At 38.1% G+C, this 23,858-nt stretch carries 38 protein-coding genes; 6 read left to right on the plus strand and 32 right to left on the minus strand.

What is annotated here, in order from left to right:
• The first annotated feature begins 118 nt into the window (after window positions 1-118).
• A complete protein-coding gene (locus tag J3U23_RS09535; protein WP_065562930.1) occupies window positions 119-1,987 on the plus strand; it encodes an SLC13 family permease in 1,869 nt (622 codons plus the stop codon).
• A gap of 253 nt (window positions 1,988-2,240) precedes the next feature.
• On the plus strand, window positions 2,241-3,200 hold the full coding sequence (gene fmt / locus J3U23_RS09540; RefSeq protein WP_267339124.1) for a methionyl-tRNA formyltransferase: 960 nt from the start codon (window positions 2,241-2,243) through the stop codon (window positions 3,198-3,200).
• 34 nt (window positions 3,201-3,234) lie between these two features.
• Here fmt and tehB read toward each other — a convergent pair whose 3' ends face one another.
• On the minus strand, window positions 3,235-4,104 hold the full coding sequence (tehB, locus tag J3U23_RS09545) for an SAM-dependent methyltransferase TehB (protein WP_267339126.1): 870 nt from the start codon (window positions 4,102-4,104) through the stop codon (window positions 3,235-3,237).
• 190 nt (window positions 4,105-4,294) lie between these two features.
• Here tehB and fabI point away from each other — a divergent pair, with 190 nt between their 5' ends.
• Window positions 4,295-5,083: an enoyl-ACP reductase FabI gene (fabI, locus tag J3U23_RS09550; RefSeq protein ID WP_065562933.1), complete on the plus strand. Its 789-nt coding sequence runs from the start codon at window positions 4,295-4,297 to the stop codon at window positions 5,081-5,083.
• Between the two features lie 105 nt (window positions 5,084-5,188).
• Here fabI and ppnP read toward each other — a convergent pair whose 3' ends face one another.
• Entirely contained in the window at window positions 5,189-5,479 is a 291-nt protein-coding gene (gene ppnP / locus J3U23_RS09555; protein ID WP_065562934.1) for a pyrimidine/purine nucleoside phosphorylase, read from the minus strand.
• A 243-nt stretch (window positions 5,480-5,722) separates the two neighbouring features.
• Here ppnP and slyD point away from each other — a divergent pair, with 243 nt between their 5' ends.
• The 3 genes from slyD to J3U23_RS09570 all read left to right on the plus strand — a co-directional run bounded on the left by slyD (window position 5,723) and on the right by J3U23_RS09570 (window position 7,373).
• Window positions 5,723-6,289 carry a peptidylprolyl isomerase gene (gene slyD / locus J3U23_RS09560; RefSeq protein ID WP_065562935.1) on the plus strand — a complete coding sequence of 189 codons (567 nt, stop codon included), beginning with the start codon at window positions 5,723-5,725 and terminating at the stop codon, window positions 6,287-6,289.
• A gap of 160 nt (window positions 6,290-6,449) precedes the next feature.
• Window positions 6,450-7,121, plus strand: coding sequence for a RadC family protein (gene radC, locus J3U23_RS09565; RefSeq protein WP_267339127.1), 672 nt, complete (start codon window positions 6,450-6,452; stop codon window positions 7,119-7,121).
• A 48-nt stretch (window positions 7,122-7,169) separates the two neighbouring features.
• On the plus strand, window positions 7,170-7,373 hold the full coding sequence (locus J3U23_RS09570) for a SlyX family protein (RefSeq protein ID WP_220225311.1): 204 nt from the start codon (window positions 7,170-7,172) through the stop codon (window positions 7,371-7,373).
• 184 nt (window positions 7,374-7,557) lie between these two features.
• Here the strand turns inward: J3U23_RS09570 and rplQ are convergent, their stop codons facing one another.
• The 30 genes from rplQ to J3U23_RS09720 all read right to left on the minus strand — a co-directional run bounded on the left by rplQ (window position 7,558) and on the right by J3U23_RS09720 (window position 23,693).
• The gene (gene rplQ / locus J3U23_RS09575; RefSeq protein WP_034884211.1) at window positions 7,558-7,944 is read right to left on the minus strand and encodes a 50S ribosomal protein L17; all 387 of its coding nucleotides are present in this window, start codon (window positions 7,942-7,944) and stop codon (window positions 7,558-7,560) included.
• A gap of 29 nt (window positions 7,945-7,973) precedes the next feature.
• Window positions 7,974-8,963 carry a DNA-directed RNA polymerase subunit alpha gene (locus J3U23_RS09580; RefSeq protein WP_065562938.1) on the minus strand — a complete coding sequence of 330 codons (990 nt, stop codon included), beginning with the start codon at window positions 8,961-8,963 and terminating at the stop codon, window positions 7,974-7,976.
• A 25-nt stretch (window positions 8,964-8,988) separates the two neighbouring features.
• Window positions 8,989-9,609 (minus strand): 30S ribosomal protein S4, encoded by a 621-nt coding sequence (rpsD, locus tag J3U23_RS09585; RefSeq protein WP_065558591.1) that lies wholly within the window; start codon window positions 9,607-9,609, stop codon window positions 8,989-8,991.
• Window positions 9,610-9,655: 46 nt separating this feature from the next.
• Window positions 9,656-10,045, minus strand: a complete 390-nt coding sequence (gene rpsK, locus J3U23_RS09590) for a 30S ribosomal protein S11 (protein WP_025314405.1) — start codon at window positions 10,043-10,045, stop codon at window positions 9,656-9,658.
• A 15-nt stretch (window positions 10,046-10,060) separates the two neighbouring features.
• Window positions 10,061-10,417, minus strand: a complete 357-nt coding sequence (rpsM, locus tag J3U23_RS09595; RefSeq protein WP_034884217.1) for a 30S ribosomal protein S13 — start codon at window positions 10,415-10,417, stop codon at window positions 10,061-10,063.
• A gap of 171 nt (window positions 10,418-10,588) precedes the next feature.
• On the minus strand, window positions 10,589-10,702 hold the full coding sequence (gene rpmJ / locus J3U23_RS09600) for a 50S ribosomal protein L36 (protein WP_034884218.1): 114 nt from the start codon (window positions 10,700-10,702) through the stop codon (window positions 10,589-10,591).
• Window positions 10,703-10,728: 26 nt separating this feature from the next.
• On the minus strand, window positions 10,729-12,066 hold the full coding sequence (secY, locus tag J3U23_RS09605; protein ID WP_065562939.1) for a preprotein translocase subunit SecY: 1,338 nt from the start codon (window positions 12,064-12,066) through the stop codon (window positions 10,729-10,731).
• Window positions 12,067-12,074: 8 nt separating this feature from the next.
• Window positions 12,075-12,509: a 50S ribosomal protein L15 gene (gene rplO, locus J3U23_RS09610; protein WP_065562940.1), complete on the minus strand. Its 435-nt coding sequence runs from the start codon at window positions 12,507-12,509 to the stop codon at window positions 12,075-12,077.
• A gap of 5 nt (window positions 12,510-12,514) precedes the next feature.
• Window positions 12,515-12,694, minus strand: a complete 180-nt coding sequence (gene rpmD / locus J3U23_RS09615; RefSeq protein WP_025314400.1) for a 50S ribosomal protein L30 — start codon at window positions 12,692-12,694, stop codon at window positions 12,515-12,517.
• Window positions 12,695-12,700: 6 nt separating this feature from the next.
• Window positions 12,701-13,201: a 30S ribosomal protein S5 gene (gene rpsE / locus J3U23_RS09620; protein WP_025314399.1), complete on the minus strand. Its 501-nt coding sequence runs from the start codon at window positions 13,199-13,201 to the stop codon at window positions 12,701-12,703.
• Between the two features lie 14 nt (window positions 13,202-13,215).
• Window positions 13,216-13,569, minus strand: a complete 354-nt coding sequence (rplR, locus tag J3U23_RS09625; protein ID WP_025314398.1) for a 50S ribosomal protein L18 — start codon at window positions 13,567-13,569, stop codon at window positions 13,216-13,218.
• Window positions 13,570-13,578: 9 nt separating this feature from the next.
• Window positions 13,579-14,112, minus strand: a complete 534-nt coding sequence (gene rplF, locus J3U23_RS09630; protein WP_065562941.1) for a 50S ribosomal protein L6 — start codon at window positions 14,110-14,112, stop codon at window positions 13,579-13,581.
• 11 nt (window positions 14,113-14,123) lie between these two features.
• Window positions 14,124-14,516 carry a 30S ribosomal protein S8 gene (gene rpsH, locus J3U23_RS09635; RefSeq protein ID WP_034884228.1) on the minus strand — a complete coding sequence of 131 codons (393 nt, stop codon included), beginning with the start codon at window positions 14,514-14,516 and terminating at the stop codon, window positions 14,124-14,126.
• 17 nt (window positions 14,517-14,533) lie between these two features.
• Window positions 14,534-14,839 (minus strand): 30S ribosomal protein S14, encoded by a 306-nt coding sequence (gene rpsN / locus J3U23_RS09640; RefSeq protein ID WP_025314395.1) that lies wholly within the window; start codon window positions 14,837-14,839, stop codon window positions 14,534-14,536.
• Between the two features lie 11 nt (window positions 14,840-14,850).
• Window positions 14,851-15,390: a 50S ribosomal protein L5 gene (gene rplE / locus J3U23_RS09645; protein WP_025314394.1), complete on the minus strand. Its 540-nt coding sequence runs from the start codon at window positions 15,388-15,390 to the stop codon at window positions 14,851-14,853.
• Between the two features lie 17 nt (window positions 15,391-15,407).
• Complete coding sequence (gene rplX, locus J3U23_RS09650) at window positions 15,408-15,722, minus strand: 50S ribosomal protein L24 (RefSeq protein ID WP_034884230.1); 315 nt, start codon at window positions 15,720-15,722, stop codon at window positions 15,408-15,410.
• A gap of 10 nt (window positions 15,723-15,732) precedes the next feature.
• Entirely contained in the window at window positions 15,733-16,104 is a 372-nt protein-coding gene (rplN, locus tag J3U23_RS09655; protein ID WP_025314392.1) for a 50S ribosomal protein L14, read from the minus strand.
• 195 nt (window positions 16,105-16,299) lie between these two features.
• Window positions 16,300-16,560 (minus strand): 30S ribosomal protein S17, encoded by a 261-nt coding sequence (gene rpsQ, locus J3U23_RS09660; RefSeq protein ID WP_025314391.1) that lies wholly within the window; start codon window positions 16,558-16,560, stop codon window positions 16,300-16,302.
• Window position 16,561: 1 nt separating this feature from the next.
• Complete coding sequence (gene rpmC, locus J3U23_RS09665) at window positions 16,562-16,753, minus strand: 50S ribosomal protein L29 (RefSeq protein WP_034902373.1); 192 nt, start codon at window positions 16,751-16,753, stop codon at window positions 16,562-16,564.
• Entirely contained in the window at window positions 16,754-17,164 is a 411-nt protein-coding gene (gene rplP, locus J3U23_RS09670) for a 50S ribosomal protein L16 (RefSeq protein ID WP_025314389.1), read from the minus strand.
• Between the two features lie 12 nt (window positions 17,165-17,176).
• Entirely contained in the window at window positions 17,177-17,914 is a 738-nt protein-coding gene (gene rpsC / locus J3U23_RS09675) for a 30S ribosomal protein S3 (protein ID WP_065562942.1), read from the minus strand.
• 14 nt (window positions 17,915-17,928) lie between these two features.
• Entirely contained in the window at window positions 17,929-18,261 is a 333-nt protein-coding gene (rplV, locus tag J3U23_RS09680) for a 50S ribosomal protein L22 (protein WP_034884235.1), read from the minus strand.
• Between the two features lie 13 nt (window positions 18,262-18,274).
• On the minus strand, window positions 18,275-18,553 hold the full coding sequence (gene rpsS, locus J3U23_RS09685) for a 30S ribosomal protein S19 (protein WP_024496505.1): 279 nt from the start codon (window positions 18,551-18,553) through the stop codon (window positions 18,275-18,277).
• A 19-nt stretch (window positions 18,554-18,572) separates the two neighbouring features.
• On the minus strand, window positions 18,573-19,397 hold the full coding sequence (gene rplB / locus J3U23_RS09690) for a 50S ribosomal protein L2 (protein WP_065562943.1): 825 nt from the start codon (window positions 19,395-19,397) through the stop codon (window positions 18,573-18,575).
• An 18-nt stretch (window positions 19,398-19,415) separates the two neighbouring features.
• The gene (gene rplW, locus J3U23_RS09695) at window positions 19,416-19,718 is read right to left on the minus strand and encodes a 50S ribosomal protein L23 (protein ID WP_034885052.1); all 303 of its coding nucleotides are present in this window, start codon (window positions 19,716-19,718) and stop codon (window positions 19,416-19,418) included.
• Complete coding sequence (gene rplD / locus J3U23_RS09700) at window positions 19,715-20,317, minus strand: 50S ribosomal protein L4 (protein WP_065562944.1); 603 nt, start codon at window positions 20,315-20,317, stop codon at window positions 19,715-19,717. Before rplD ends, rplW begins: the two co-directional genes overlap by 4 nt.
• Before the next feature lie 16 nt (window positions 20,318-20,333).
• A complete protein-coding gene (gene rplC / locus J3U23_RS09705; RefSeq protein ID WP_034902384.1) occupies window positions 20,334-20,960 on the minus strand; it encodes a 50S ribosomal protein L3 in 627 nt (208 codons plus the stop codon).
• A gap of 31 nt (window positions 20,961-20,991) precedes the next feature.
• Window positions 20,992-21,303, minus strand: a complete 312-nt coding sequence (gene rpsJ / locus J3U23_RS09710; RefSeq protein ID WP_006120582.1) for a 30S ribosomal protein S10 — start codon at window positions 21,301-21,303, stop codon at window positions 20,992-20,994.
• A gap of 366 nt (window positions 21,304-21,669) precedes the next feature.
• Complete coding sequence (locus J3U23_RS09715) at window positions 21,670-22,605, minus strand: pseudouridine-5'-phosphate glycosidase (RefSeq protein WP_267339128.1); 936 nt, start codon at window positions 22,603-22,605, stop codon at window positions 21,670-21,672.
• Window positions 22,602-23,693, minus strand: coding sequence for a PfkB family carbohydrate kinase (locus tag J3U23_RS09720; protein ID WP_267339129.1), 1,092 nt, complete (start codon window positions 23,691-23,693; stop codon window positions 22,602-22,604). Before J3U23_RS09720 ends, J3U23_RS09715 begins: the two co-directional genes overlap by 4 nt.
• Window positions 23,694-23,858 lie beyond the last annotated feature (165 nt).

A 23,858-nucleotide genomic window follows, 5' to 3' on the forward strand; every position in this document is an offset into this window, starting at 1 on the left:
CTTTACTTCAAGATATTCCCTATTACAATAAATCAAGGTATTATGTCAAAAATATAATCAACTTCATGAGCTACCTTTTGTGGAACATTCGTCATCTGGACATAGTTTTTTATCATCAATGTCTGCTCTTTTACCTAATTATATAATCGAATATTACCCACTCATTACTGTTTGTTTGTTACTTTTTATTGCGATTTTATTGTTTTCATTCAGTAAATTAAGAATGGATATTATTGCGTTATTGACGATAACTGCAATTACCGTCACGGGTGTATTAACTCCGGCTGAAGCGCTTGCGGGATTTAGCGATCCCAATATTATCCTCATTGCACTGTTATTCGTAATCGGTGAAAGTTTAGTAAGAACGGGTATCTCTTACAAAATGAGTGAGTATATCTTAAAAGCAGCAGGTAAAAATGATATTCGAATTATTACCTTTATTATGTTAGGTGTAGCTTTACTGGGTTCGGTTATGAGCTCAACTGGTGTAGTTGCAATCTTTATTCCTGTTGCTATCAGTATTGCTAACCATACAGGTATCCATGTAAAAAAATTGATGATGCCACTGTGTATTGCAGCATTAATTAGTGGCATGATGACTCTTGTCGCAACAGCTCCAAACCTTGTAGTAAATAGTGAACTTAGCCGAGCTGCATTAACCGAGTTTGGCTTCTTTTCAATTACGCCAATAGGCCTTGGCGTATTAGTTGTTGGTGTGATTTATTGTTTATTAACACGCAATTGGTTACTTACAGCGGACCAAGTCACCGCTAACAATAGTTTACCTCAAAGACGTAAAATTACCGATTTAATTAGAGATTATAAATTAATTGGCCGAGCTCACCGCGCGCAAATTCTTGCTGGTTCTCCTTTTGTTGGGCGAACCATTGATGGATTACATTTACGTACTGAGCATGGTGTAAATGTAATTGGTATTGAACGTTGGCGAAAATTCCAAAAAGTGCTCATCCCTGTAAATGGTAGTACTGAATTTAGAGAAAACGATATTCTTTTATTGGACATGTCTCATTCCGAAGCTGACTATCGCACATTTCTAACCACTAACAATCTTGAACCAAAAGTATTACGTGGTGAATATTTTTCAGAACAAGTCAAAGAAGTCGGTATGGCTGAAGTTGCATTGCTGCCTGAATCATCATTATGTGGAAAGACTCTTAATGAAATTGATTTTAGGGAAAAATATTTTCTGACCGTTATTGGAATCTGGCGAAACCATGCACCAGTTGAAACCAATAACCTATTCCAAGAACGACTAGAAATGAGCGATACACTTTTGGTATGCGGAGACTGGGGATCTATACAAAAACTACAAACTCGGACTAGTGATTTTGTGGTACTTGATTACCCATCAGACATTGATGATGTTGCACCAGCAAGCTCTCAGGCTTTTATCGCACTATTTAATCTAGCGGTAATGATTATTTTAATGGTGACAGGTATTGTCCCAAATGTTGTTGCTGCACTGATTGCTTGTTTATTAATGGGTGCCACCCGCTGTATTGATATGGCAAATGCTTATAAATCAATTCATTGGCCAACATTAATTCTCATTATTGGTATGATGCCTTTCGCGGTAGCATTAAATAAGACGGGAGGGATTTCGCTCATATCACAATGGCTTGAAATCCACTTACGTTCATTTGGCCCTTACATGGTGTTAACTTTTATCTTTTTATTATGCTCAACGGTAGGATTGTTTATTTCTAATACCGCAACCGCAATTTTAATTGCACCAATTGCGATTGATTTAGCAATAAAATTTGGATATTCACCCTATCCATTTGCTATGACCGTTGCTATTGCGACATCTGCATCGTTTATTACACCTGTTTCATCACCTGTAAAAACAATGGTTGTTGCACCTGGTGGATATAGCTTTAGTGATTTTGTTAAAGTTGGTGTGCCGTTAACCTTTTTGGTTATGTTAGTTGATATAGCGTTGGTACCAATATTTTTTCCATTTTAAGTAAAATAAAAACATAATTAATTGGTTAAATATAAGGTTGCTAAGTTGTTTGTGGATTTTTACTATTATTTTATCCATAAACTTTTCATCAGCTATTATGAGATTTCGCTATGATTCAAGATTACTTAACGCTATAACCACCTTTACTCGGTATACATATGATATCCATTATGAGTACAGTGATGTGATTAAGGATTATTAGGTCAATTTAAAGTATAATATCTGTCATATTTTGATTATGGATATATTACGCATGTCACACACAACAAATCCCCTAAAGATTATTTTTGCTGGTACGCCTGATTTTGCCGCTACCCATTTAAAAGCATTAATTGATGCTAAACATAATGTTATTGCAGTTTTTACTCAGCCCGATCGCCCTGCTGGACGTGGCAATAAGTTAACTGCAAGTCCGGTTAAACAATTAGCAATCGAAAATCATCTTCCTGTTTATCAACCAGCTACACTCAAAACTGAAGAAAATCAAAAAATCATTGCTGAGCTCAATGCCGACATTATGATTGTGGTGGCTTATGGTCTTATTTTACCGCAAGCTGTGCTTGATATGCCTAAACTAGGTTGTTTAAATGTGCATGGTTCATTATTACCAAGATGGCGAGGCGCAGCTCCTATTCAACGCGCTTGTTGGGCTGGTGATACTTTAACCGGTATCACAATTATGCAAATGGATGCAGGGCTTGATACGGGTGATATGTTATATAAACTCACCTGTCCAATAGAACCTTCTGATACCAGTGCAACGTTATATAACAAATTGGCGCAATTAGGTCCAGAAGGACTACTTGATACCTTAACACTAATTACCGAAGGAAAAATCCAACCTGAAAAACAAGATCCATCACAGGTCACTTACGCTGAAAAATTATCTAAACAAGAAGCTAAAATTGATTGGAACCTATCTGCACAGCAACTGGAACGTTGCATTCGCGCCTTTAATCCTTGGCCTGTTAGTTATTTTGACGTTAATGGCGAGCCAGTAAAGGTATGGCAAGCAGAAGTGATAAAAACATCCCACAATCGACCTGTTGGCACTATTTTACAAGCGGATAAAAAAGGAATATGTATTGCAACAAGTGATGGCGCATTAAATATGACACTTTTACAACCTGCTGGTAAAAAACCAATGTCTGCTCAAGATCTATTGAACTCTCGCAAAGCATGGTTTGAAGTAGGTAAGATACTGGGGAACTAGTTAAAAAGATATTACAGGATAAATTCCTGTAATATTATCGTTTTTTGGCTATTAGCGTCGCAAAGCGGAGCTTTATTCGGTTGCCATTGATATCCGTTTTATGCAGTTCGCCAACATCTTCATTGTATTTTAGGATGTCCCAATTTTGATAATAATTAAGTAACTCATTCTCTTTAAACGTAAACGAAAATCCTACAGTGCAAGGAAAATCATCAGTTGACATAGCGCAAACAATTAAATTATAACCACCCGTTTTAGTTATGTTTTGCATATTATGAATGATATCGGGAATTCTATCTGGTTGTAAAAACATCATTACAACAGTTGAAATAATTAAATCGTAGTTACCTTTTAAATTAGCCTGATTAATATCATAAATAGATGCATTGATATGCGATAAATGATCGTTTGCAATAATTTCTTGTAAATTACTAATACTCATTTCTGACTTATCAACGGCATCAACATCAAAACCAAGTAGCTGTAAATAGAGTGAATTACGGCCTGAACCACAACCTAAATCTAGCGCTTTTCCGGCCTGAATGATTTGACAGACTTCCAACACGTCAGAATGGGTTTTAGTCATCTGATATTTTTTCTGGCTATAATCCTCAGGTTGACAATAAAAAGCCAACTGGCACTGCAAATCATCTGAAACATGAGCTATTCGATGCCATTGCTGAGGCTCAATAAATGGAGGCTGATGCTGAACATCAAAAACATATTGAGAAACGATATCGCCTTGCTCGGTTAACATATCAAAATTGATATGACCTTTTATAATGTTTAATTTTGCCCAAGTACCTAGTTGTGTATTATGTTTTTCACGAAACAAATCGGGTAAAGTTTTTACATCCCAAACAGGTAACGTTTTATAGCAAACTAAATCTTTATCTTTCATCATGAAGTACCAACAATTTCATCTAATAGTTGAGTATTATAGTCAAGTATTAATCAAATAAACAACTTATTTTTTAGAAATAAAATGACGATTAAATAAGGAAAAATAAATTTATAGTAGCGAAGTTAACTATATCAACATATAATCATCAGCATTCTAGAATATATAGTAAAAAATATTAGAGGAACAATTTATGGGATTTTTAACAGGTAAACGCATACTGGTTACCGGCGTTGCAAGTAATCGTTCTATTGCTTACGGTATTGCAAAAGCGATGCACCGTGAAGGCGCAGAATTAGCTTTTACTTATCAAAGCGAAAAATTAAAAGGCCGTGTTGAAGAGTTTGCTGCTGATTTTAATTCTAAAATCGTTTTACCTTGTGATGTTGCGCATGATGAAAGCATCACAACATTATTTACAGAGCTAGCTAAAACTTGGGATAAATTCGATGGTTTTGTTCATGCAATTGCCTTCGCTCCTGGTGATCAATTAGATGGTGATTATGTTAATGCGGTAACTCGTGAAGGTTTTGCCATCGCACATGATATTAGCTCTTATAGCTTTGTTGCTATGGCTAAAGCTTGTCGTTCAATGCTAAATCCTGACTCAGCATTAGTTACTCTTTCTTATTTAGGCGCTGAACGTGCAATTCCTAATTATAACGTTATGGGTCTTGCTAAAGCATCTTTAGAAGCAAATGTACGTTATATGGCAAATGCAATGGGACCTGAAGGTATTCGTGTAAATGCAATTTCTGCTGGCCCTATTCGTACTTTAGCTGCATCAGGAATTAAAGATTTCAAAAAGATGTTATCACATTGTGAATCAGTAACCCCTATTCGTCGTACAGTAACCATTGAAGACGTAGGTAATTCAGCTGCATTCTTATGTTCAAATTTATCGTCAGGTATCACTGGTGAAGTCATTCATGTTGATGGTGGCTTTAGTATCGCAGCGATGAATGAATTAGAACTTAAGTAATATAGTAAAATATTTTAATGAAAGGCTAATTGTAAAATTAGCCTTTTTTATTGCATAAAAGCAAATCTATCAATGATTAAGCTTTCTTAGATTTAATTTGAATGCCTATTTTGCTAAGTAACGACACAAATAAACTGTTGTCTCGCTGACTTGCACATCAAATTGACTCTCTTTGGCGACATGAAAAATTTGCCCTGCTTCAAAAATTTGCCAATCAGTTGCAGTAGGTAATAAAACTTTGAGCGAACCAGTTATCACTGTCATTTCTTCTGGATTATTGGTACTAAAAACATATTCGCCAGGCATCATCACACCAACAGAGGCTTTACCCGTTGAGCCATTTTCAAAACCTATAGACTTCACTTTTCCATCAAAATAATCATTAATTTCTAACATAAAAACCCCTCTCCTCAACATTTTTTATAAATTTTATTAAACTTATTATTATCAGCTTAATTGATTTCAATTAGCTATCCAACGATTATTTATTAGTTAAAAGTTATTTTTTTAAACCAAAATCGCATCAATAACTAAGATAATATTAAAACTTCCTAAATTACAAAGAAAATAGCATACAGAAGCGTTTTTTTCCGTTAAAATTTAACATTATTTGCTCAGTAACAGTTTGTTGGAGAAAACATGAAAATAGCAAAAAATACAGTTGTAAGTTTAGCATATAAAGTTCGTACAAAAGATGGCGTGTTAGTTGATGAAGCTACAGCAGCTGCGCCACTTGAATATTTACAAGGTGCAGGAAACTTATTACAAGACCTTGAAAATGCCTTAGAAGGCCATCAAGTTGGTGATAAATTTGATGTGGAATTAGTTAACCCATATGGTGATTTTAACGATGCATTAGTGCAAAACGTACCGCGTGACGTTTTTGTTGGTGTTGATGACCTCGAAGTTGGTATGCGTTTTTTTGCTGATACTGACCAAGGATCTTTACCTGTTGAAATTACTGCTATTGATGGCGATACCGTTACTATTGATGGTAACCATATGTTAGCTGGCCAAGACTTAAATTTTAATGTTGAAGTGCTTGCTATTCGTGAAGCGACACCTGATGAGATATCTCATGGTCATATTCATGGTGCACACGATCATGGACATGGTGGCTGTGGTTGTGGTGGTCACGATGATCATGACGATGATGAAGAAAGCGGTTGTTGTGGCGGTGGAAACGGCAGTTGCGGATGTCACTAATATTTAAATAAAATAGAATTTTAAAAGCGCTGATTAGCGCTTTTTTTGTAAAATAGTCTCGATCTTTGCGAACCATTTCACAACTTTTCATCTGTTTCGTTATCAATTTATAAAAATTAATCAATAATCTCATTTTAAAAAAAATGGGAATACCATAATTATGTCAACACAATACAGACTTTTGATGCCACGAGAAAAATTATTACAATTTGGTGTTGAAGCGCTGTCAGATGCTGAATTACTTGCTCTTTTTTTACGTACGGGAACTCGTAATTTACCAGTATTAACGTTATCCCAAAAATTATTAAATGAATTCGGTTCCTTTTACCATTTAATGAATGCAAGTCATGATGAATTTTGCAAAAAAGAAGGTTTGGGAACAGCTAAATACACTCAATTGAAAGCGGTGGTTGAACTATCTCATCGTTATTTAAAAGTTAAAATGACCAAAGAAGATTATCTTACATCACCTACTTTAACTCATCATTATCTAGCTAATCGTTTAATGGATAAAGATCGTGAAATTTTTATGGTTATTTTTCTAGATAACCAGAATCACGTCATTAATTGTGAGGAGATGTTTGTAGGAACATACAACAGCGTTGAGGTTCACCCTAGAGAAGTCGCTAGAAAAGCCTTGCAATACAATGCGGCAGCATTAATTTTAGCACATAACCATCCTTCAGGCTTAGCTGAACCAAGTCAAGCTGATCGTGCATTAACTAAAAAAATCGAACAAGTTTGTGAATTAATTGATGTCCGAGTTATCGATCATCTCGTCATCGGTAAAGGTGAATACGTCTCTTTTGCAGAACGAGGATGGATTTTATAATAACTTTTACTTACAATATAAAATTAAATAGCCATTAAGTAACAGACTATGAACCAACAATTGGAATTATTAGAAACAAAAGTTGCATTTCAAGAGATGACCATTGAAGAATTAAATCAAATGGTGGTTAATCTACAAGCCGATATCAGCAAACTTAAAGAACAATTAACGTTATTATCACAAAAATTACAAGCAAACCAAACATCGAACATAGCAAGTTTATCAGAAGAAACTCCGCCCCCACATTATTAACTTATAGCATTAAAATGTTTTGAAGAATTCCTACTAATTACGGACAAAATGGTGGCTATATCATTTGCCATCCCGCTTAAAATTGCTGGTACTTATATTAAACTTTGGTAGTTAAATCTATAATAATTAGCTAATAAAAAACCGGCTCATTAGCCGGTTTTAATTTTAAGCTTTAATTAATTATTTATTCAGCTGCTGCTTCTGCTTCTACAGCAGGGCGATCAACTAATTCAATATAAGCCATTGGAGCATTATCTCCATCACGGAAACCACATTTTAAAATGCGTACATAACCGCCAGGACGGGTAGCAAAACGTGGGCCTAAATCTGAAAATAATTTTTTCACTGTATCTTTATCACGGATACGAGCAAAAGCCAAACGGCGATTAGCTACGCTATCGCTTTTGGCTAGCGTAATTAACGGTTCAACAACACGACGCAACTCTTTTGCTTTAGGCAATGTAGTTTTGATGATTTCATGTTCAACAAGTGAACTAGTCATGTTACGAAACATTGCTTGACGATGGCTGCTATTTCGGTTCAGTTGACGACCACTTTTACGATGGCGCATAACTTTATCCTTCTTATATAAATTTTATTTTAGTCTTCAACAATACTTGCTGGTGGCCAGTTCTCAAGACGCATGCCTAAAGACAAACCACGAGATGCGAGCACATCCTTAATTTCAGTAAGTGATTTCTTACCAAGATTAGGGGTTTTAAGTAACTCAACTTCGGTACGTTGTACTAAATCACCAATATAATGAACTGCTTCTGCTTTTAAGCAATTAGCAGACCGAACAGTTAATTCGAGATCATCTACTGGACGTAGAAGAATCGGATCAAATTCCGGTTTATCTTCTTTAACTTCAGGTTGACGTACATCACGTAAATCAACGAAAGCTTCAAGTTGTTCAGCCAAAATAGTTGAAGCACGACGAATAGCCTCTTCAGGATCAATCGTACCATTAGTTTCCATATCAATAACTAATTTATCTAAATCGGTACGTTGTTCCACACGAGCCGCATCGACAGAATAAGCGATACGCTCGACTGGGCTATAACATGCATCAACTAATAGACGACCAATCGGTCGCTCTTCATCTTCTGACTTAACGCGAGCAGAAGCAGGGACATAACCACGTCCTCGTTGTACACGAATACGCATACTAATTGAAGCATTGGCATCAGTAAGATGACAAATTACTAAATCAGGATTTACAATTTCAACATCACCATCGTGAGTGATATCCGATGCAGTTACCGCACCTACCCCTGATTTATTTAAAGTCAGCATAACATCATCTTTAGTATGTACACGTACTGCTAATTTTTTCAAATTAAGCAGAATATCAAGCACATCTTCTTGAACGCCTTCTTTAGTACTATACTCATGCAGAACACCGTCAATTTCAACTTCGGTCACTGCATATCCCGGCATAGATGATAATAAAATGCGGCGTAGTGCATTACCTAAAGTATGTCCAAAACCACGCTCAAGTGGCTCTAAAGTCACTTTTGCATGAGTTGGGCTGTATTGAACAACGTCAACTAGGTGAGGTTTTAAAAACTCTGTTACAGAACCCTGCATTATGTCCTCTCTTAAGTGCTAAACTTTACTTAGAGTAAAGTTCGACGATCAAATGTTCGTTGATGTCAGCAGATAAATCTGAACGTTCTGGTAAGCGTTTGAACACACCTTCCATTTTGCTAGCATCAACTTCTAACCATGTTGGTTTTTCACGTTGTTCAGCTAACTCTAAAGCGGCTTTAATACGTGCTTGTTTTTTAGATTTTTCACGAACACTAATCACATCTTCAGGTGAAACTTGATAAGATGCGATGTTAACAACGTGACCATTAACAAGAACAGCTTTATGACTAACTAATTGACGAGCTTCAGCGCGAGTAGCACCAAATCCCATACGATAAACAACGTTATCTAAGCGACGTTCTAAAAGACCTAACAAGTTTTCACCTGTATTACCTTTAATACGTGCTGCATTTTTGTAGTAATTACGGAATTGACGTTCTAGAATTCCATAAATACGTCTAACTTTTTGTTTTTCGCGTAACTGAACACCATAATCTGATAAACGCGGTTTACGCGCACCATGTTGTCCAGGAGCTTGTTCTAACTTACATTTACTGTCAACCGCTCGGACGCCAGACTTAAGGAATAAATCTGTACCTTCACGACGACTTAATTTGAGCTTTGGTCCCAAATATCTTGCCATTTTTTTTCTCCAATAATCCTATAAACATTCAATGTTTAATAAAAAATTAAACACGACGTTTCTTTGGTGGACGACAACCGTTATGAGGAATCGGAGTAACATCAGTAATATTAGTGATGCGATAACCCGCTGCATTTAATGCACGAATTGTTGACTCACGACCAGGACCAGGTCCTTTTACCATAACTTCTAGATTCTTAATTCCGTAGTCTTTTACGGCTTCTGCACAACGCTCTGCTGCTACTTGAGCTGCGAACGGAGTTGACTTACGAGAGCCACGGAAACCAGAACCACCAGCGGTTGCCCAACCCAACGCATTACCTTGACGATCGGTAATTGTTACGATTGTATTGTTAAATGATGCATGAATATGAGCTATACCATCAGAAACTTGCTTTTTAACACGTTTACGTGTACGAACAGGTGTCTTTGCCATTTATTATCACCTCAATTATTTCTTGATTGGCTTACGCGGTCCCTTACGGGTACGAGCGTTAGTCTTAGTGCGTTGACCACGGACAGGAAGTCCACGACGATGACGCACACCACGATAACAACCAAGGTCTAATAAACGCTTGATACTCATAGTTACTTCACGACGTAAATCACCTTCAACAGTGAATTTAGCGACTTGTTCACGTAACTTTTCAATCTGATCTTCAGATAGTTCTCTGATCTTAACATGTTCAGGAATACCAGCTTCAGCACAAATTGTCTTAGCGCGGGTATTACCGATACCATAAATTGCTTGTAACGCAATAACAGTATGTTGTTGATCAGGAATGTTAATGCCTGCTATACGGGCCACTATGCACTCCTTTATTGTTAATGTTCAGCAAATCCACCATACTGAAAAGCCCGTTTTCAGGATACTCAAACGGTGGATCTACAAAAAAATTTTAGGCTGGCTATTCTAGCCAGCTTTACTATACTTTGGCAAGTAAAATATGCAAAAGTTCAATTTCGCAGTTAAATAATATTAACCTTGACGTTGTTTGTGTTTACCTTCAATGCAAATAACACGAACGATGCCATTGCGTTTGATGATTTTACAATTTCTGCATAATTTCTTGACTGAAGCACGAACTTTCATGTTTTTCTCCGTAACTTCTGGCTAACTTATCGGCCGTAGCCTTTAAGGTTCGCTTTCTTTAACACTGACTCATAACGATTTGGCATCATTAAAGTCTGTACTTGTGCCATAAAATCCATGATTACAACAACTACAATTAATAAAGATGTTCCACCAAATTGAACTGGAACTTTCATCGCACTTGTCATAAACATTGGTACCAAACATACAAAAGTAATGTAGATAGCGCCAATTAGCGTTAAACGTGTCATTACTTTATCAATATACTTAGATGTTTGTTCACCTGGACGGATACCTGGAATAAATGCACCAGATTTTTTTAACTGATCTGCTGTTTCTCTCGGATTGAAAACCAATGCGGTATAGAAGAAACAGAAGAAAATAATCGCAGCTGCAAAAAAGATTATGTATAACGGTTGATCATGAGAGAAATATTGCCCAATAAGAACAAAGATATATCTCCATCCTTCACCATTTCCTTGGAACCAAGAAGCCATCATTGATGGTAACATAATAATTGTTGAAGCAAATATTGCTGGAATTACACCTGCCATATTAATTTTAAGAGGTAAATGCGTACTTTGTGCGGCATACACACGACGACCTTGTTGTCTTTGAGCGTAATTAACGACAATACGTCGTTGACCACGTTCAACAAAAACGACAAAGTAAGTCACACCAACCACTAATGCAGCGATTACTAATAATAAAATCGGATGCAAATCACCAGAACGAGCTTGTTCAATTGTTTCATATATCGCATGAGGAAGACTTGCCACAATACCAGCAAAGATAATGATAGAAATACCATTACCTACACCGCGCTCTGTGATCTGTTCACCCAACCACATAAGAAACATAGTGCCAGTAACTAAGCTAACCGATGCAATAAAATAGAAAGAAAATCCTGGATTAATCACAACTTGACTATAACCAGGAATATTCGGTAAACCAGTCGCAATACCGACTGCTTGTACAATCGCTAAAGCTAGTGTGCCATAACGAGTATATTGGCTAATTTTCTTACGACCTGATTCACCTTCTTTCTTCAATTCAGCTAATTTAGGATTAATTGATGTCAATAACTGCACAATGATTGATGCAGAAATATAAGGCATTATCCCTAAAGCAAATATTGAAGCACGGCTTAAAGCACCACCAGAGAACATATTGAACATACCAACAATACCATTAGATGATGCTTGTAGTAAGTCCGATAACGCTTTAGTATCAACACCAGGAACCGGAACGTAAGAACCAAGACGGAAAACAATAAGCGCTAAAAGCACAAATAATAAACGTCTTTTAAGCTCACTACTACCGCCTCGTGTGCTTTGAAAATCTAATCCTGGTTGCTTTGCCATCTTTCTAATTATTCCTCAATTTTTCCGCCAGCAGCTTCAATTGCAGCTTTAGCACCTTTAGTTACTCGAATACCACGAACTGTTACTGGTTTAGAAATTTCACCAGATAACATGATTTTTGCATATTCGATTTGTGAATTAATCACATTAGCAACTTTTAAGCTATTTAGGTCAACAATATCACCTTCAACTTTCATTAAATCTGAAAGACGAACTTGTGCTGTTACCATAGCTTTACGTGAGGTAAAACCAAATTTTGGTAAACGACGATATAAAGGCATTTGACCACCTTCAAAGCCACGACGAACGCCGCCACCTGAACGAGATTTTTGACCTTTGATACCACGAGTACCAGTTTTACCAAGCCCTGAACCGATTCCACGGCCTACGCGCTTAGGTGCATGCTTTGAACCTTCAGCAGGAGATAAAGTATTTAAACGCATTACTATTACTCCTCAACTTTAACCATGTAATAAACTTGGTTTACCATACCGCGAATTGCAGGTGTATCTTCACGTTCAACAGTATGACCAATACGACGTAATCCTAAACCAACTAACGTTGCTTTATGCTTCGGTAGACGACCAATAGAACTACGAGTTTGTGTAATTTTAATTGTCTTTGCCATGGCTAATTACCCCAAAATTTCTTCGACGGTTTTACCACGCTTAGCAGCAACCATTTCTGGAGATTTCATATTTTCTAAGCCATCAATCGTTGCACGAACCACGTTAATTGGGTTTGTAGAACCATATGCTTTAGCTAGAACGTTACGAACACCAGCAACTTCTAATACAGCACGCATCGCACCACCGGCGATAATACCAGTACCTTCTGATGCTGGTTGCATATAAACACGAGAACCTGTGTGAGCACCTTTAACTGGATGCTGTAAAGTATCGTTGTTTAACGCAACATTGATCATATTGCGACGTGCTTTTTCCATTGCTTTTTGGATTGCTGCTGGCACTTCACGTGCTTTACCATATCCAAAACCTACGCGGCCATTACCGTCACCAACAACAGTTAGTGCAGAAAAACTAAAAATACGACCACCTTTTACGGTTTTAGAGACTCGGTTAACTGCGATTAATTTTTCCTGCAGTTCACCAGCTTGTTTTTCGATGTTTGACATCTTTAACTCCTACCTTAGAACTGTAGGCCAGCTTCGCGAGCAGCATCTGCTAGCGCCTGAACTCGACCATGATATTGGAAACCTGAACGATCAAAAGAAACTTCTTTGATATCTTTCGCTAATGCACGCTCTGCAATTGCTTTACCAACTGCTGCTGCTGCATCTTTGTTTCCAGTGTATTTTAAACTTTCACTGATAGCTTTTTCTAATGTAGAAGCGGCTGCCAGTACTTCTGATCCGTTTGGTGCGATAATCTGCGCATAAATATGACGCGGAGTACGGTGAACTACTAAGCGAGTTGCAAGTAGTTCATGCATCTTACGACGCGCTTTAGTTGCACGACGGATACGAGCTGATTTCTTATCCATAGTGTTACCTTACTTTTTCTTAGCTTCTTTAGTACGCACAACTTCATCTGCGTAACGAACACCTTTACCTTTATAAGGTTCAGGACGACGATAAGCACGGATATCTGCTGCCACTTGTCCGATTAACTGTTTATCAGCACTTTTTAGTACGATTTCAGTTTGAGAAGGACACTCAGCTGTTACACCTTTAGGTAATTGATGTTCAATTGGATGTGAATATCCAAGAGATAAACCAATTGCATTACCTTTAACTTGTGCACGATAACCGACACCAACTAGCTGAAGTTTTTTAGTAAAACCTTCAGTAACACCAATTACCATTGCATTAATCAATGCACGAGCTGTACCTGCTTGAGCCCAAGCATCAGCAAAGCCGTCACGAGGTGCAAATTTAATTTGACCTTCTTCTTGATTAATTACAACAGCATTATTTATTGTGCGAGATAACTCGCCATTTTTACCTTTAATCGTAATTACCTGACCATTGAGTTTTACCTCTACGCCAGCAGGAACAACGACAGGTGCTTTTGCAACACGAGACATTTTTTTCTCCCTTACGCTACGTAGCAGATAATTTCACCACCAAGACCAGCTTGGCGTGCTGCACGATCAGTCATAACACCTTTAGAAGTAGAAATAACTGCAATACCTAATCCAGCCATTACTTTTGGTAATTCATCTTTACGTTTATAAATACGTAAACCTGGACGGCTAACACGTTTAATACTTTCTACAACAGCCTTACCTTGGAAATATTTTAAAGTGATTTCCAATTCTGGTTTAGTGTCACCAACTACTTTATAGTCCCCGATATAACCTTCTTCTTTTAGCACATTGGCAATTGCCACTTTTAGCTTAGAGGAAGGCATGGTGACTGCAACTTTATTCGCAGCTTGACCGTTACGAATACGGGTCAACATATCTGCTATAGGATCTTGCATGCTCATCTATAACACTCCCCTGATTACCAACTTGCCTTTTTAAGACCAGGAATCTCACCACGCATGGCTGACTCACGAACCTTAATACGGCTTAAACCAAATTTACGAAGGACGCCATGAGGACGACCGGTTTGACGACAACGACGACGTTGACGTGATGGACTAGAATCACGAGGAAGCGTTTGCAATTTAAGCACTGCATTCCAACGATCTTCATCTGATGCATTAAGATCAGAGATAATCGCTTTTAATTCTTGACGCTTTGCAAAATATTTTTCTGCTAGCTTTACGCGTTTCTTATCGCGTTCAATCATTGATTGTTTAGCCATTATGCCCTACCTTACTTACGAAATGGGAAGTTAAAGGCAGATAATAAAGCTCGGCCTTCTTCATCAGATTGTGCAGTAGTTGTGATAGTAATATCTAAACCACGAACACGATCAACTTTATCATAATCGATTTCAGGGAAAACGATTTGTTCACGAACACCCATGCTATAGTTACCACGACCATCGAAAGATTTTGCGCTTAAGCCACGAAAATCTCGAGTACGAGGAAGAGCAATATAAACTAGACGTTCAAAAAATTCCCACATACGTTCGCCACGTAAAGTGACCTTACAACCAATAGGATACCCTTGACGGATTTTAAAACCAGCAACTGATTTGCGTGCTTTAGTGACAAGTGGTTTTTGACCACTGATTGCTGCTAAATCAGCAACCGCATTATCTAATAATTTCTTATCAGTAATTGCTTCACCCACACCCATATTCAAGGTGATCTTTTCGATCCGAGGGACTTGCATGACAGATTTGTAGCCAAACTGTTCTTGCAGTTTATTTACTACCTGTGCTTTGTAGTAATCATGCAGTTTCGCCATCGTACACTCCAAATTACTTAATTGATTAATTTATTAGTAGACTTATAAAAACGGACTTTTTTTCCATCTTCAAAACGAAAGCCTACGCGATCTGCTTTGCCTGTATCTTGGTTAAAAATTGCTACGTTAGAAACGTTAATTGGCGCTTCTTTCTCAACAATTCCACCTTCTTGATTTAATGCAGGTACTGGTTTTTGGTGTTTTTTCACCAAATTGATACCTTCAACAATCACTTTACCAGTAGACAAAACACTTTTTACTTTACCGCGTTTACCTTTATCTTTACCGGCTAACACGATAACTTCATCTTCTCGACGGATTTTAGCTGCCATTACCCGCTCCTTACAGTACTTCTGGTGCTAATGAAATGATCTTCATAAACTTCTCAGAACGAAGTTCACGAGTGACCGGTCCAAAAATACGCGTACCAATCGGTTGCTCACTGTTATTATTTAAAATAACACAAGCATTGCGATCGAAACGAATGACAGATCCATCAGGACGACGAACACCTTTTCTAGTGCGCACGACGACAGCTTTAAGTACATCACCTTTTTTAACTTTACCACGTGGAATTGCTTCTTTAATGGTAACTTTGATGATATCACCGACAGCTGCATAACGACGATGCGATCCACCGAGAACCTTGATACACATTACGCTACGTGCGCCAGAGTTATCAGCAACATCGAGCCTAGTCTGTTCTTGGATCATTTTAATGCTCCGTATAAATTAATTATTGTCTAATCTACCTTCATCCACCTCAACTACCATGGATAAGAATAGACAACCAAAAACCCACATATGTGAGGGCGCATAGTATAACACCACTCAAATAAAATGGATAGCATAAAATAAACGGCCGATGAGCCGTTTATTAAATTATGTACAGTTTTTAATCAAAAAAGATTAACTAACTGCTTTTTCAACGATTCGAACAAGAGTCCAAGATTTGGTTTTTGATAATGGACGACACTCTTTAATTTCAACAGTATCACCAATACCACACTCGTTGTTTTCATCATGTACATGCAATTTAGTCGTACGTTTAATGAACTTACCATATAACGGATGCTTCACTTTACGTTCAATAGCTACAGTAATAGATTTATCCATTTTGTCGCTAATAACACGACCTTGCTGAGTACGAATTTTTACTTCAGTAGTCATATTACGCACCCGCCTTCTCAGTTAATAACGTTTTAACTCGTGCAATATTACGACGCACTTGTTTTAACATATGAGTTTGTGTTAACTGACCCCCAGCTAATTGCATACGTAAGTTAAATTGCTCACGTAATAAATTAAGAAGTTCAGTATTTAACTCTTCAACGCTTTTTTCGCGTAGCTCTTTTGCTTTCATTTACATCACCGTCTTAATCACAAAGGTGGTTTTAATTGGCAGTTTTGCAGCTGCCAACGCAAATGCTTCACGAGCAACTTCTTCCGGTACACCGTCCATTTCATAAAGGACTTTACCTGGTTGAATCTGAGCAACCCAGTATTCAACGTTACCCTTACCTTTACCCATACGCACTTCAAGTGGTTTTTCAGTAATTGGTTTATCAGGGAAAACTCGAATCCAGATTTTACCTTGACGCTTAACTGCACGAGTCATTGCACGACGTGCCGCTTCGATCTGGCGCGCAGTCAAACGACCACGACCCACAGCCTTAAGACCGAATGTACCGAAACTAACGTCAGTACTTACAGCAAGACCACGATTGCGGCCCTTGTGCACTTTACGGAATTTTGTACGCTTTGGTTGTAACATCAGCGACGCTCCTTATTGTTTTCGGCCTTTGCGCTGCTTTTTCGGTTGAGCAGCAGGTTGTTTTTCTGCTTGTTCAACGGCAGCCATACCACCAAGGATCTCACCTTTGAAGATCCACACTTTAACACCAATAATACCATAGGTAGTTAATGCTTCAGATGTACCATAATCGATATCAGCACGTAGAGTATGTAGAGGCACACGACCTTCACGATACCATTCACTACGAGCGATTTCAGCGCCGCCTAAACGACCACTTACTTCAACTTTGATACCTTTAGCACCCGCTTTCATTGCGTTTTGAACCGCACGTTTCATAGCACGACGGAACATAACACGGCGTTCTAACTGAGAGGTAATACTGTCAGCAACTAATTTAGCGTCAAGTTCTGGTTTACGAACTTCAGCAATATTAATTTGTACTGCAACATCACGTTTCTCTCTTTTGTCTTTGTATTTATTGACAATAGAAGCTACGGCATTACGTAATTTTTCAACGTCCTCACCTTTTTTACCAATCACAATACCTGGACGAGCAGTGTGAATAGTAATGCGAACGTTAGTTTCTGCTGAACGGTCGATCACAATTTTAGAGATAGATGCTTGTGCTAATTCTTTATTTAAGAATTCACGCACTCTAAAATCACTTTCTAAATTATCAGCGAATGTCTTTGTACCCGAATACCATGTAGATGTCCAAGGCTTGACGATGCCTAGTCGGATACCATTTGGATTTACTTTTTGACCCATTGCTATTCTCCAGCCTAGCGATCAGAGACGATCACGGTGATGTGACTCGTACGCTTCAAAATTCGATCTGCACGACCTTTTGCACGAGGCATAATACGCTTCATGGTTGGGCCTTCGTCTACGAAAATTTTCGCAACTTTCAGATCATCAATATCAGCACCATCGTTATGCTCTGCATTAGCAATAGCAGACTCTAATACTTTTTTAACCAGTACAGCCGCTTTTTTATTGGTGTACGTTAAAATATCAAGTGCCTGAGACACTTTTTTACCGCGAACAAGATCTGCAACTAAGCGAACTTTTTGTGCAGAAGAACGAGCGTGGCGGTACTTTGCAATTGTTTCCATCTCTTTCTCCTACTTATTTCTTCTTAGCTTTCTTATCCGCAGCGTGGCCGCGATAAGTACGAGTCGGCGCGAATTCACCCAATTTATGACCAACCATTTCGTCGGAAACATAAACTGGAACGTGCTGACGACCATTATGGACAGCGATGGTCAAACCGATCATGTTAGGAAAGATCGTTGAACGACGGGACCAAGTACGAATTGGTTTCTTGTCCCCGCTTTCCACCGCTTTCTCTACCTTCTTCAGCAAGTGTAGGTCAATAAAAGGACCCTTCTTGAGAGAACGTGGCATAGCTAATCCTCTATATTAATTATTTCTTATTGCGACGGCGAACAATATACTTATCAGTACGTTTGTTGCTACGCGTTTTCAATCCTTTGGCTTTTTGACCCCATGGAGACACAGGATGTTTACCAAAGTTACGACCTTCACCACCACCATGTGGATGGTCTACCGGGTTCATTGCTGTACCACGAACAGTAGGACGAACACCACGCCAACGCGAAGCACCCGCTTTGCCTAATACGCGAAGCATATGTTCTGAATTACCCACTTCACCAATAGTGGCGCGGCAATCAGATAATACTTTACGCATTTCACCTGAACGTAGACGTAATGTTACATAAGCACCATCACGAGCAACGATTTGAACATAACTACCAGCAGAGCGAGCAAGTTGTCCGCCTTTACCTGGTTTCATTTCAATATTATGCACGGTAGAACCGACTGGAATATTGCGCATCGGTAAACAGTTACCTGTTTTAATTGATGCATCAACACCAGATTGGATCTGATCACCTGCTTTTAAGCCTTTAGGCGCTAAAATATAACGACGTTCACCGTCTTTATATAGAACCAATGCAATATTTGCACTACGGTTCGGATCATATTCCAAACGTTCAACAACTGCTGGAATACCATCTTTATTACGCTTAAAGTCGACAATACGATAATGTTGTTTATGACCACCACCGATATGACGGGTAGTGATACGACCATTATTATTGCGACCACCAGTTTTGCTTTTTGAATCAAGCAACGGTGCATAAGGCTTACCTTTATGCAACTCTGGGTTAACCACTTTAACAACGTGGCGACGACCCGGAGATGTAGGTTTACACTTAACAACTGCCATTGTTCTTACTCCTCCGAATTACTCAGCGACGCCAGCAAGGTCTAAGTTTTGACCTTCTGCTAAAGTAACGTAAGCTTTTTTCCAGTCGCTACGGCGACCGATTTGTTGACCACGACGTTTTACTTTGCCTTTAACAACAAGAGTATTTACGTCATCTACTTTAACTTCAAATAGTTGTTCAACTGCGGCTTTAATCTCTCTCTTAGTAGCATCTTTAGCAACTTTCAATACTAATGTATTTGTTTTTTCCATTGAAATAGATGCTTTTTCAGAAACATGTGGTGCTCGCAGGACTTTAAGCAGACGCTCTTCACGAATCATGCTAACATCTCCTCTACTTGTTTAACGGCATCAACAGTGATAACCACTTTGTCAAATGCAATCAAACTAACTGGATCAATACCTGCCACATCACGCACATCAACTTTATATAAGTTACGTGCTGCTAAGAAAAGATTTTCATCAACTTCAGAGGTAATGATTAGAACATCATTTAAGTTCATATCATTTAATTTCTGAGTTAATAATTTAGTCTTAGGTGCTTCAACAGTAAATGTTTCAACCACGATTAAACGTTCTTGACGCACTAATTCAGAGAAAATACTCTTTAATGCACCACGATACATTTTACGGTTAACTTTTTGGCTATGATCTTGTGGTTTTGCTGCAAATGTTACACCACCACTACGCCAGATTGGGCTCTTAATAGAACCTGAACGAGCACGACCAGTGCCTTTTTGACGCCATGGTTTTTTGCCTGAACCAGCGATTTCTGCACGAGTTTTTTGTGCGCGAGAGCCTTGACGAGCAGCAGATGCATAAGCAACAACTACTTGGTGAACTAACGCTTCATTAAACTCACGTCCGAAGGTAGTTTCGGAAACAGAAAGCGCTTGCGCGTCTTTTACTACTAATTCCATCTCTATCTCCTCGACGTTAAGCCTTGATTGCCGGTTTAACAATTACGTCACTATTGATTGCGCCTGGTACTGCACCTTTAATTAATAAAAGGTTACGTTCTGCATCAACACGCACAATATCTAAGTTTTGAACAGTTACACGTTCATTACCTAGGTGACCTGCCATTTTACGACCTTTGAACACTTTACCTGGAGTTTGGTTTTGACCAATAGAGCCATGACCACGGTGTGCCAAAGAGTTACCATGTGTTGCATCTTGAGTACGGAAATTCCAACGTTTAGTTACGCCAGCAAAACCTTTACCTTTAGATGTTCCAGTAACATCAACTTTTTTAACGTCTGTAAAAATATCAACGTTAATGCTTTGACCTACAGTATATTCGCCTTCTTCAAAACGAAATTCCCATAGACCACGACCAGCTTCAACGCCAGCCTTAGCGAAATGACCTGCTTCAGGTTTGTTTACACGGCTTGCTTTTTTGCTGCCAGTAGTAACCTGAATAGCTTGATAACCATCATTCTCAAGCGTTTTAACTTGAGTAACGCGGTTGCTTTGAACTTCAACTACGGTGACAGGAATAGAAACACCCTCTTCGGTGAAGATTCGTGTCATTCCTACTTTACGACCGATTAAACCAATCATTGTTTAGACCTCTCAATCATTCAGCTTAGGATTAACCTAAACTGATCTGCACATCAACACCGGCAGCAAGGTCTAGACGCATTAAAGCATCAACTGTTTTTTCAGTTGGCTCAACGATATCAACTAGACGTTTGTGAGTACGAATCTCATATTGATCACGCGCATCTTTATTTACGTGCGGAGAAATCAATACGGTGAAACGTTCTTTGCGTGTCGGTAATGGAATAGGACCACGAACTTGTGCGCCTGTGCGCTTCGCAGTTTCTACAATTTCAGCAGTTGATTGATCAATCAAACGATGATCAAACGCTTTTAACCGAATACGGATTCTTTGGTTCGACATGAGACCAGAGCTCCACTATTTAAAAGTTATAACAAAAGATTACTCCTCTTGCCCTGTTTCGATTGACAGGAGAGTGTAATCCGTTCTTTTTCGTAATTCCCAAATCGGGAATATTGTTGATATAATTCAATATTTTTACATAAAGATTATATCTTTTTACTCATTTGCTTACATAAAGACAATAAACAAAGTGGCGGGATTATACCCCGTTAGTTAATCAACATCAAGTATTAATTATCATACAGATAGAGAAAATATGATCATTAATAGCTATCAAAAAAGTTGAGGAACGGGGTTTTTTGACATATTTATGTCGCTATCAGTCACTCAAGTCTGACTATCAAAATGCGCCTCAATACATCTTTTTTATTTAATATTGCAATAACTCATCGCGATTTCAGATGCTAATTTTGCATTATTAAAAACAAGATTGATATTTGCTTCTAAGCTATCACCACCAGTTAACTCAACCACCTTCGCTAACAAGAATGGGGTAGTCTCTTTACCTTTAATTCCTTGCTCAACTGATTCTTTTAATGCTTTTTCAATTGCTGCCGTAATTAACGCTTCATCCATTGCATATTGTGTCGGGATAGGATTTGCAACCACAACTCCACCATTTAAACCTAAATCCCATTTTACTTTAATCATGTCAGCAATCTGTTTAGCGCTATCTAGTTTTACGCTAACATCAAACGGACTAGTTCGGCTAAAGAACGATGGCAGTTTTTCTGTTTGATAACCAACCACAGGTACACCAAATGTTTCAAGATATTCCATCGTTAAACCTAAATCTAAAATTGATTTCGCCCCAGCACAGACTACCGCAACATTGGTATTAGCGAGTTCTTGAAGGTCGGCTGAAATATCAAAGGTATGCTCAGCACCTCGATGAACACCACCAAGCCCGCCGGTTGCAAAAACTCGAATACCAGCTAATTCAGCAATAATCATTGTAGCTGCAACCGTTGTCGCACCATTTTGTTTATTGGCAACAACAACAGGTAAATCACGACGACTCACTTTTGTTACATTTAACCCTTCTTTACCAAGAATGGTGATCTCTTCTTTGGATAATCCCGCTTTTAAACGACCATTAATTACCGCAATCGTTGCAGGAATTGCGCCATTTTTTCTGACTATTTCTTCCACTTTTAATGCTGTTTCCACATTTTGTGGATAAGGCATACCATGTGAAATAATAGTAGATTCTAAAGCAACGACAGGTTGATTATTTTCAAGCGCTCGTTTGACTTCAGGCGAAATATCAAGATATTGATTATACTTAGACATATTGTTCATGAAAGGGACTCCAAAATATTTTGAACACAATTAATTGATAAATTAGGATTATTAGTAAATTCTGATGATAATGTTAATGATGAACAGGCTTGACCAAATTTCACACTTTGATAAAAACTCAGTCCATCCAAATAACCTTGTACAAGCCCAGCCAGCATCGCATCACCAGCACCAGTTACGCTAACAATGTCGGTAGGAATTGGCGCGGACCAACCACGATCACCATCGATTTCACTATAGTAAACACCATCAGCACCAGCACTAATCGCAATTCGCTGTACACCTTGCTGATGGAACCAGTCAACTACTTTAGGAATATCATCATTGGTTTCGATTTTTATTCCACTTAAAATTTCCGCCTCTAAACGATTTGGTTTTAAGGTATGAATATATGATAACCAATCTTTGATTTTATGGGATTTAAATGCTGAAACAGTATCAACAAAAATCGGAATAGAACCAGCATTACTAAACAGCCATGTCAGAGCTTCTTGTTGCAAATTACAGTCAATAACCAGTAATTTAGCATGTTGAATTAACTGTTTTGATTCATTTAATAAACTTGGGTTTAACTTATTAATAATATCCATATCATTAATAGCTATCACCATTTCACCTGACTGATCAAGTAAAGAAAGATAGGTCGAAGTACGATCCCCTTTTATCACATGGCAATGATCCATATTAACGCCTGACTTTCGAGTATGTTCGATAAGTTGCGCACCATAAAAATCATCACCTATCATTGAAACAAGGTAGGTATCAAGCCCTAATAGCGCTAAATTTTCAGCAATATTTCGCCCCACACCGCCAGGTGTACAACGAATTTTACCGGGATTGGAATCTTCATAAACTAATTGCTTATTTGAATAGCCGGTCACATCCATATTACATGAACCAACGACAACAACATGATTATTCTCCGATAAAAGATACCCTTTTCCTTTTATATAGCCTTTTTGAGTCAGCGTCATAATATAACCTGCCACACTAGAACGGGTAATGCCTAACATATCAGCAATAACATGCTGTTGGATGAAAGGATCGTTGCGAATAATCGTGAGGATCTGTTTTTCTCTTTTATTCATAAACACCTGTCTATTTTTAAGCACATGTTTAGTCTTTGACAATAGCAGAATTATGAAAAGGTTAAAAGCAAACAAATAAACTAGATTGATAAAATGTGATAACTATCACAATTAAAAAAGTTGAGGAGCGGGGTTTTTGAGGAAATCACGTCGCCATAAAGGCGA

The organism is Gilliamella sp. B3367 (assembly GCF_026536825.1).
GTDB lineage: Bacteria > Pseudomonadota > Gammaproteobacteria > Enterobacterales > Orbaceae > Gilliamella > Gilliamella apicola_E.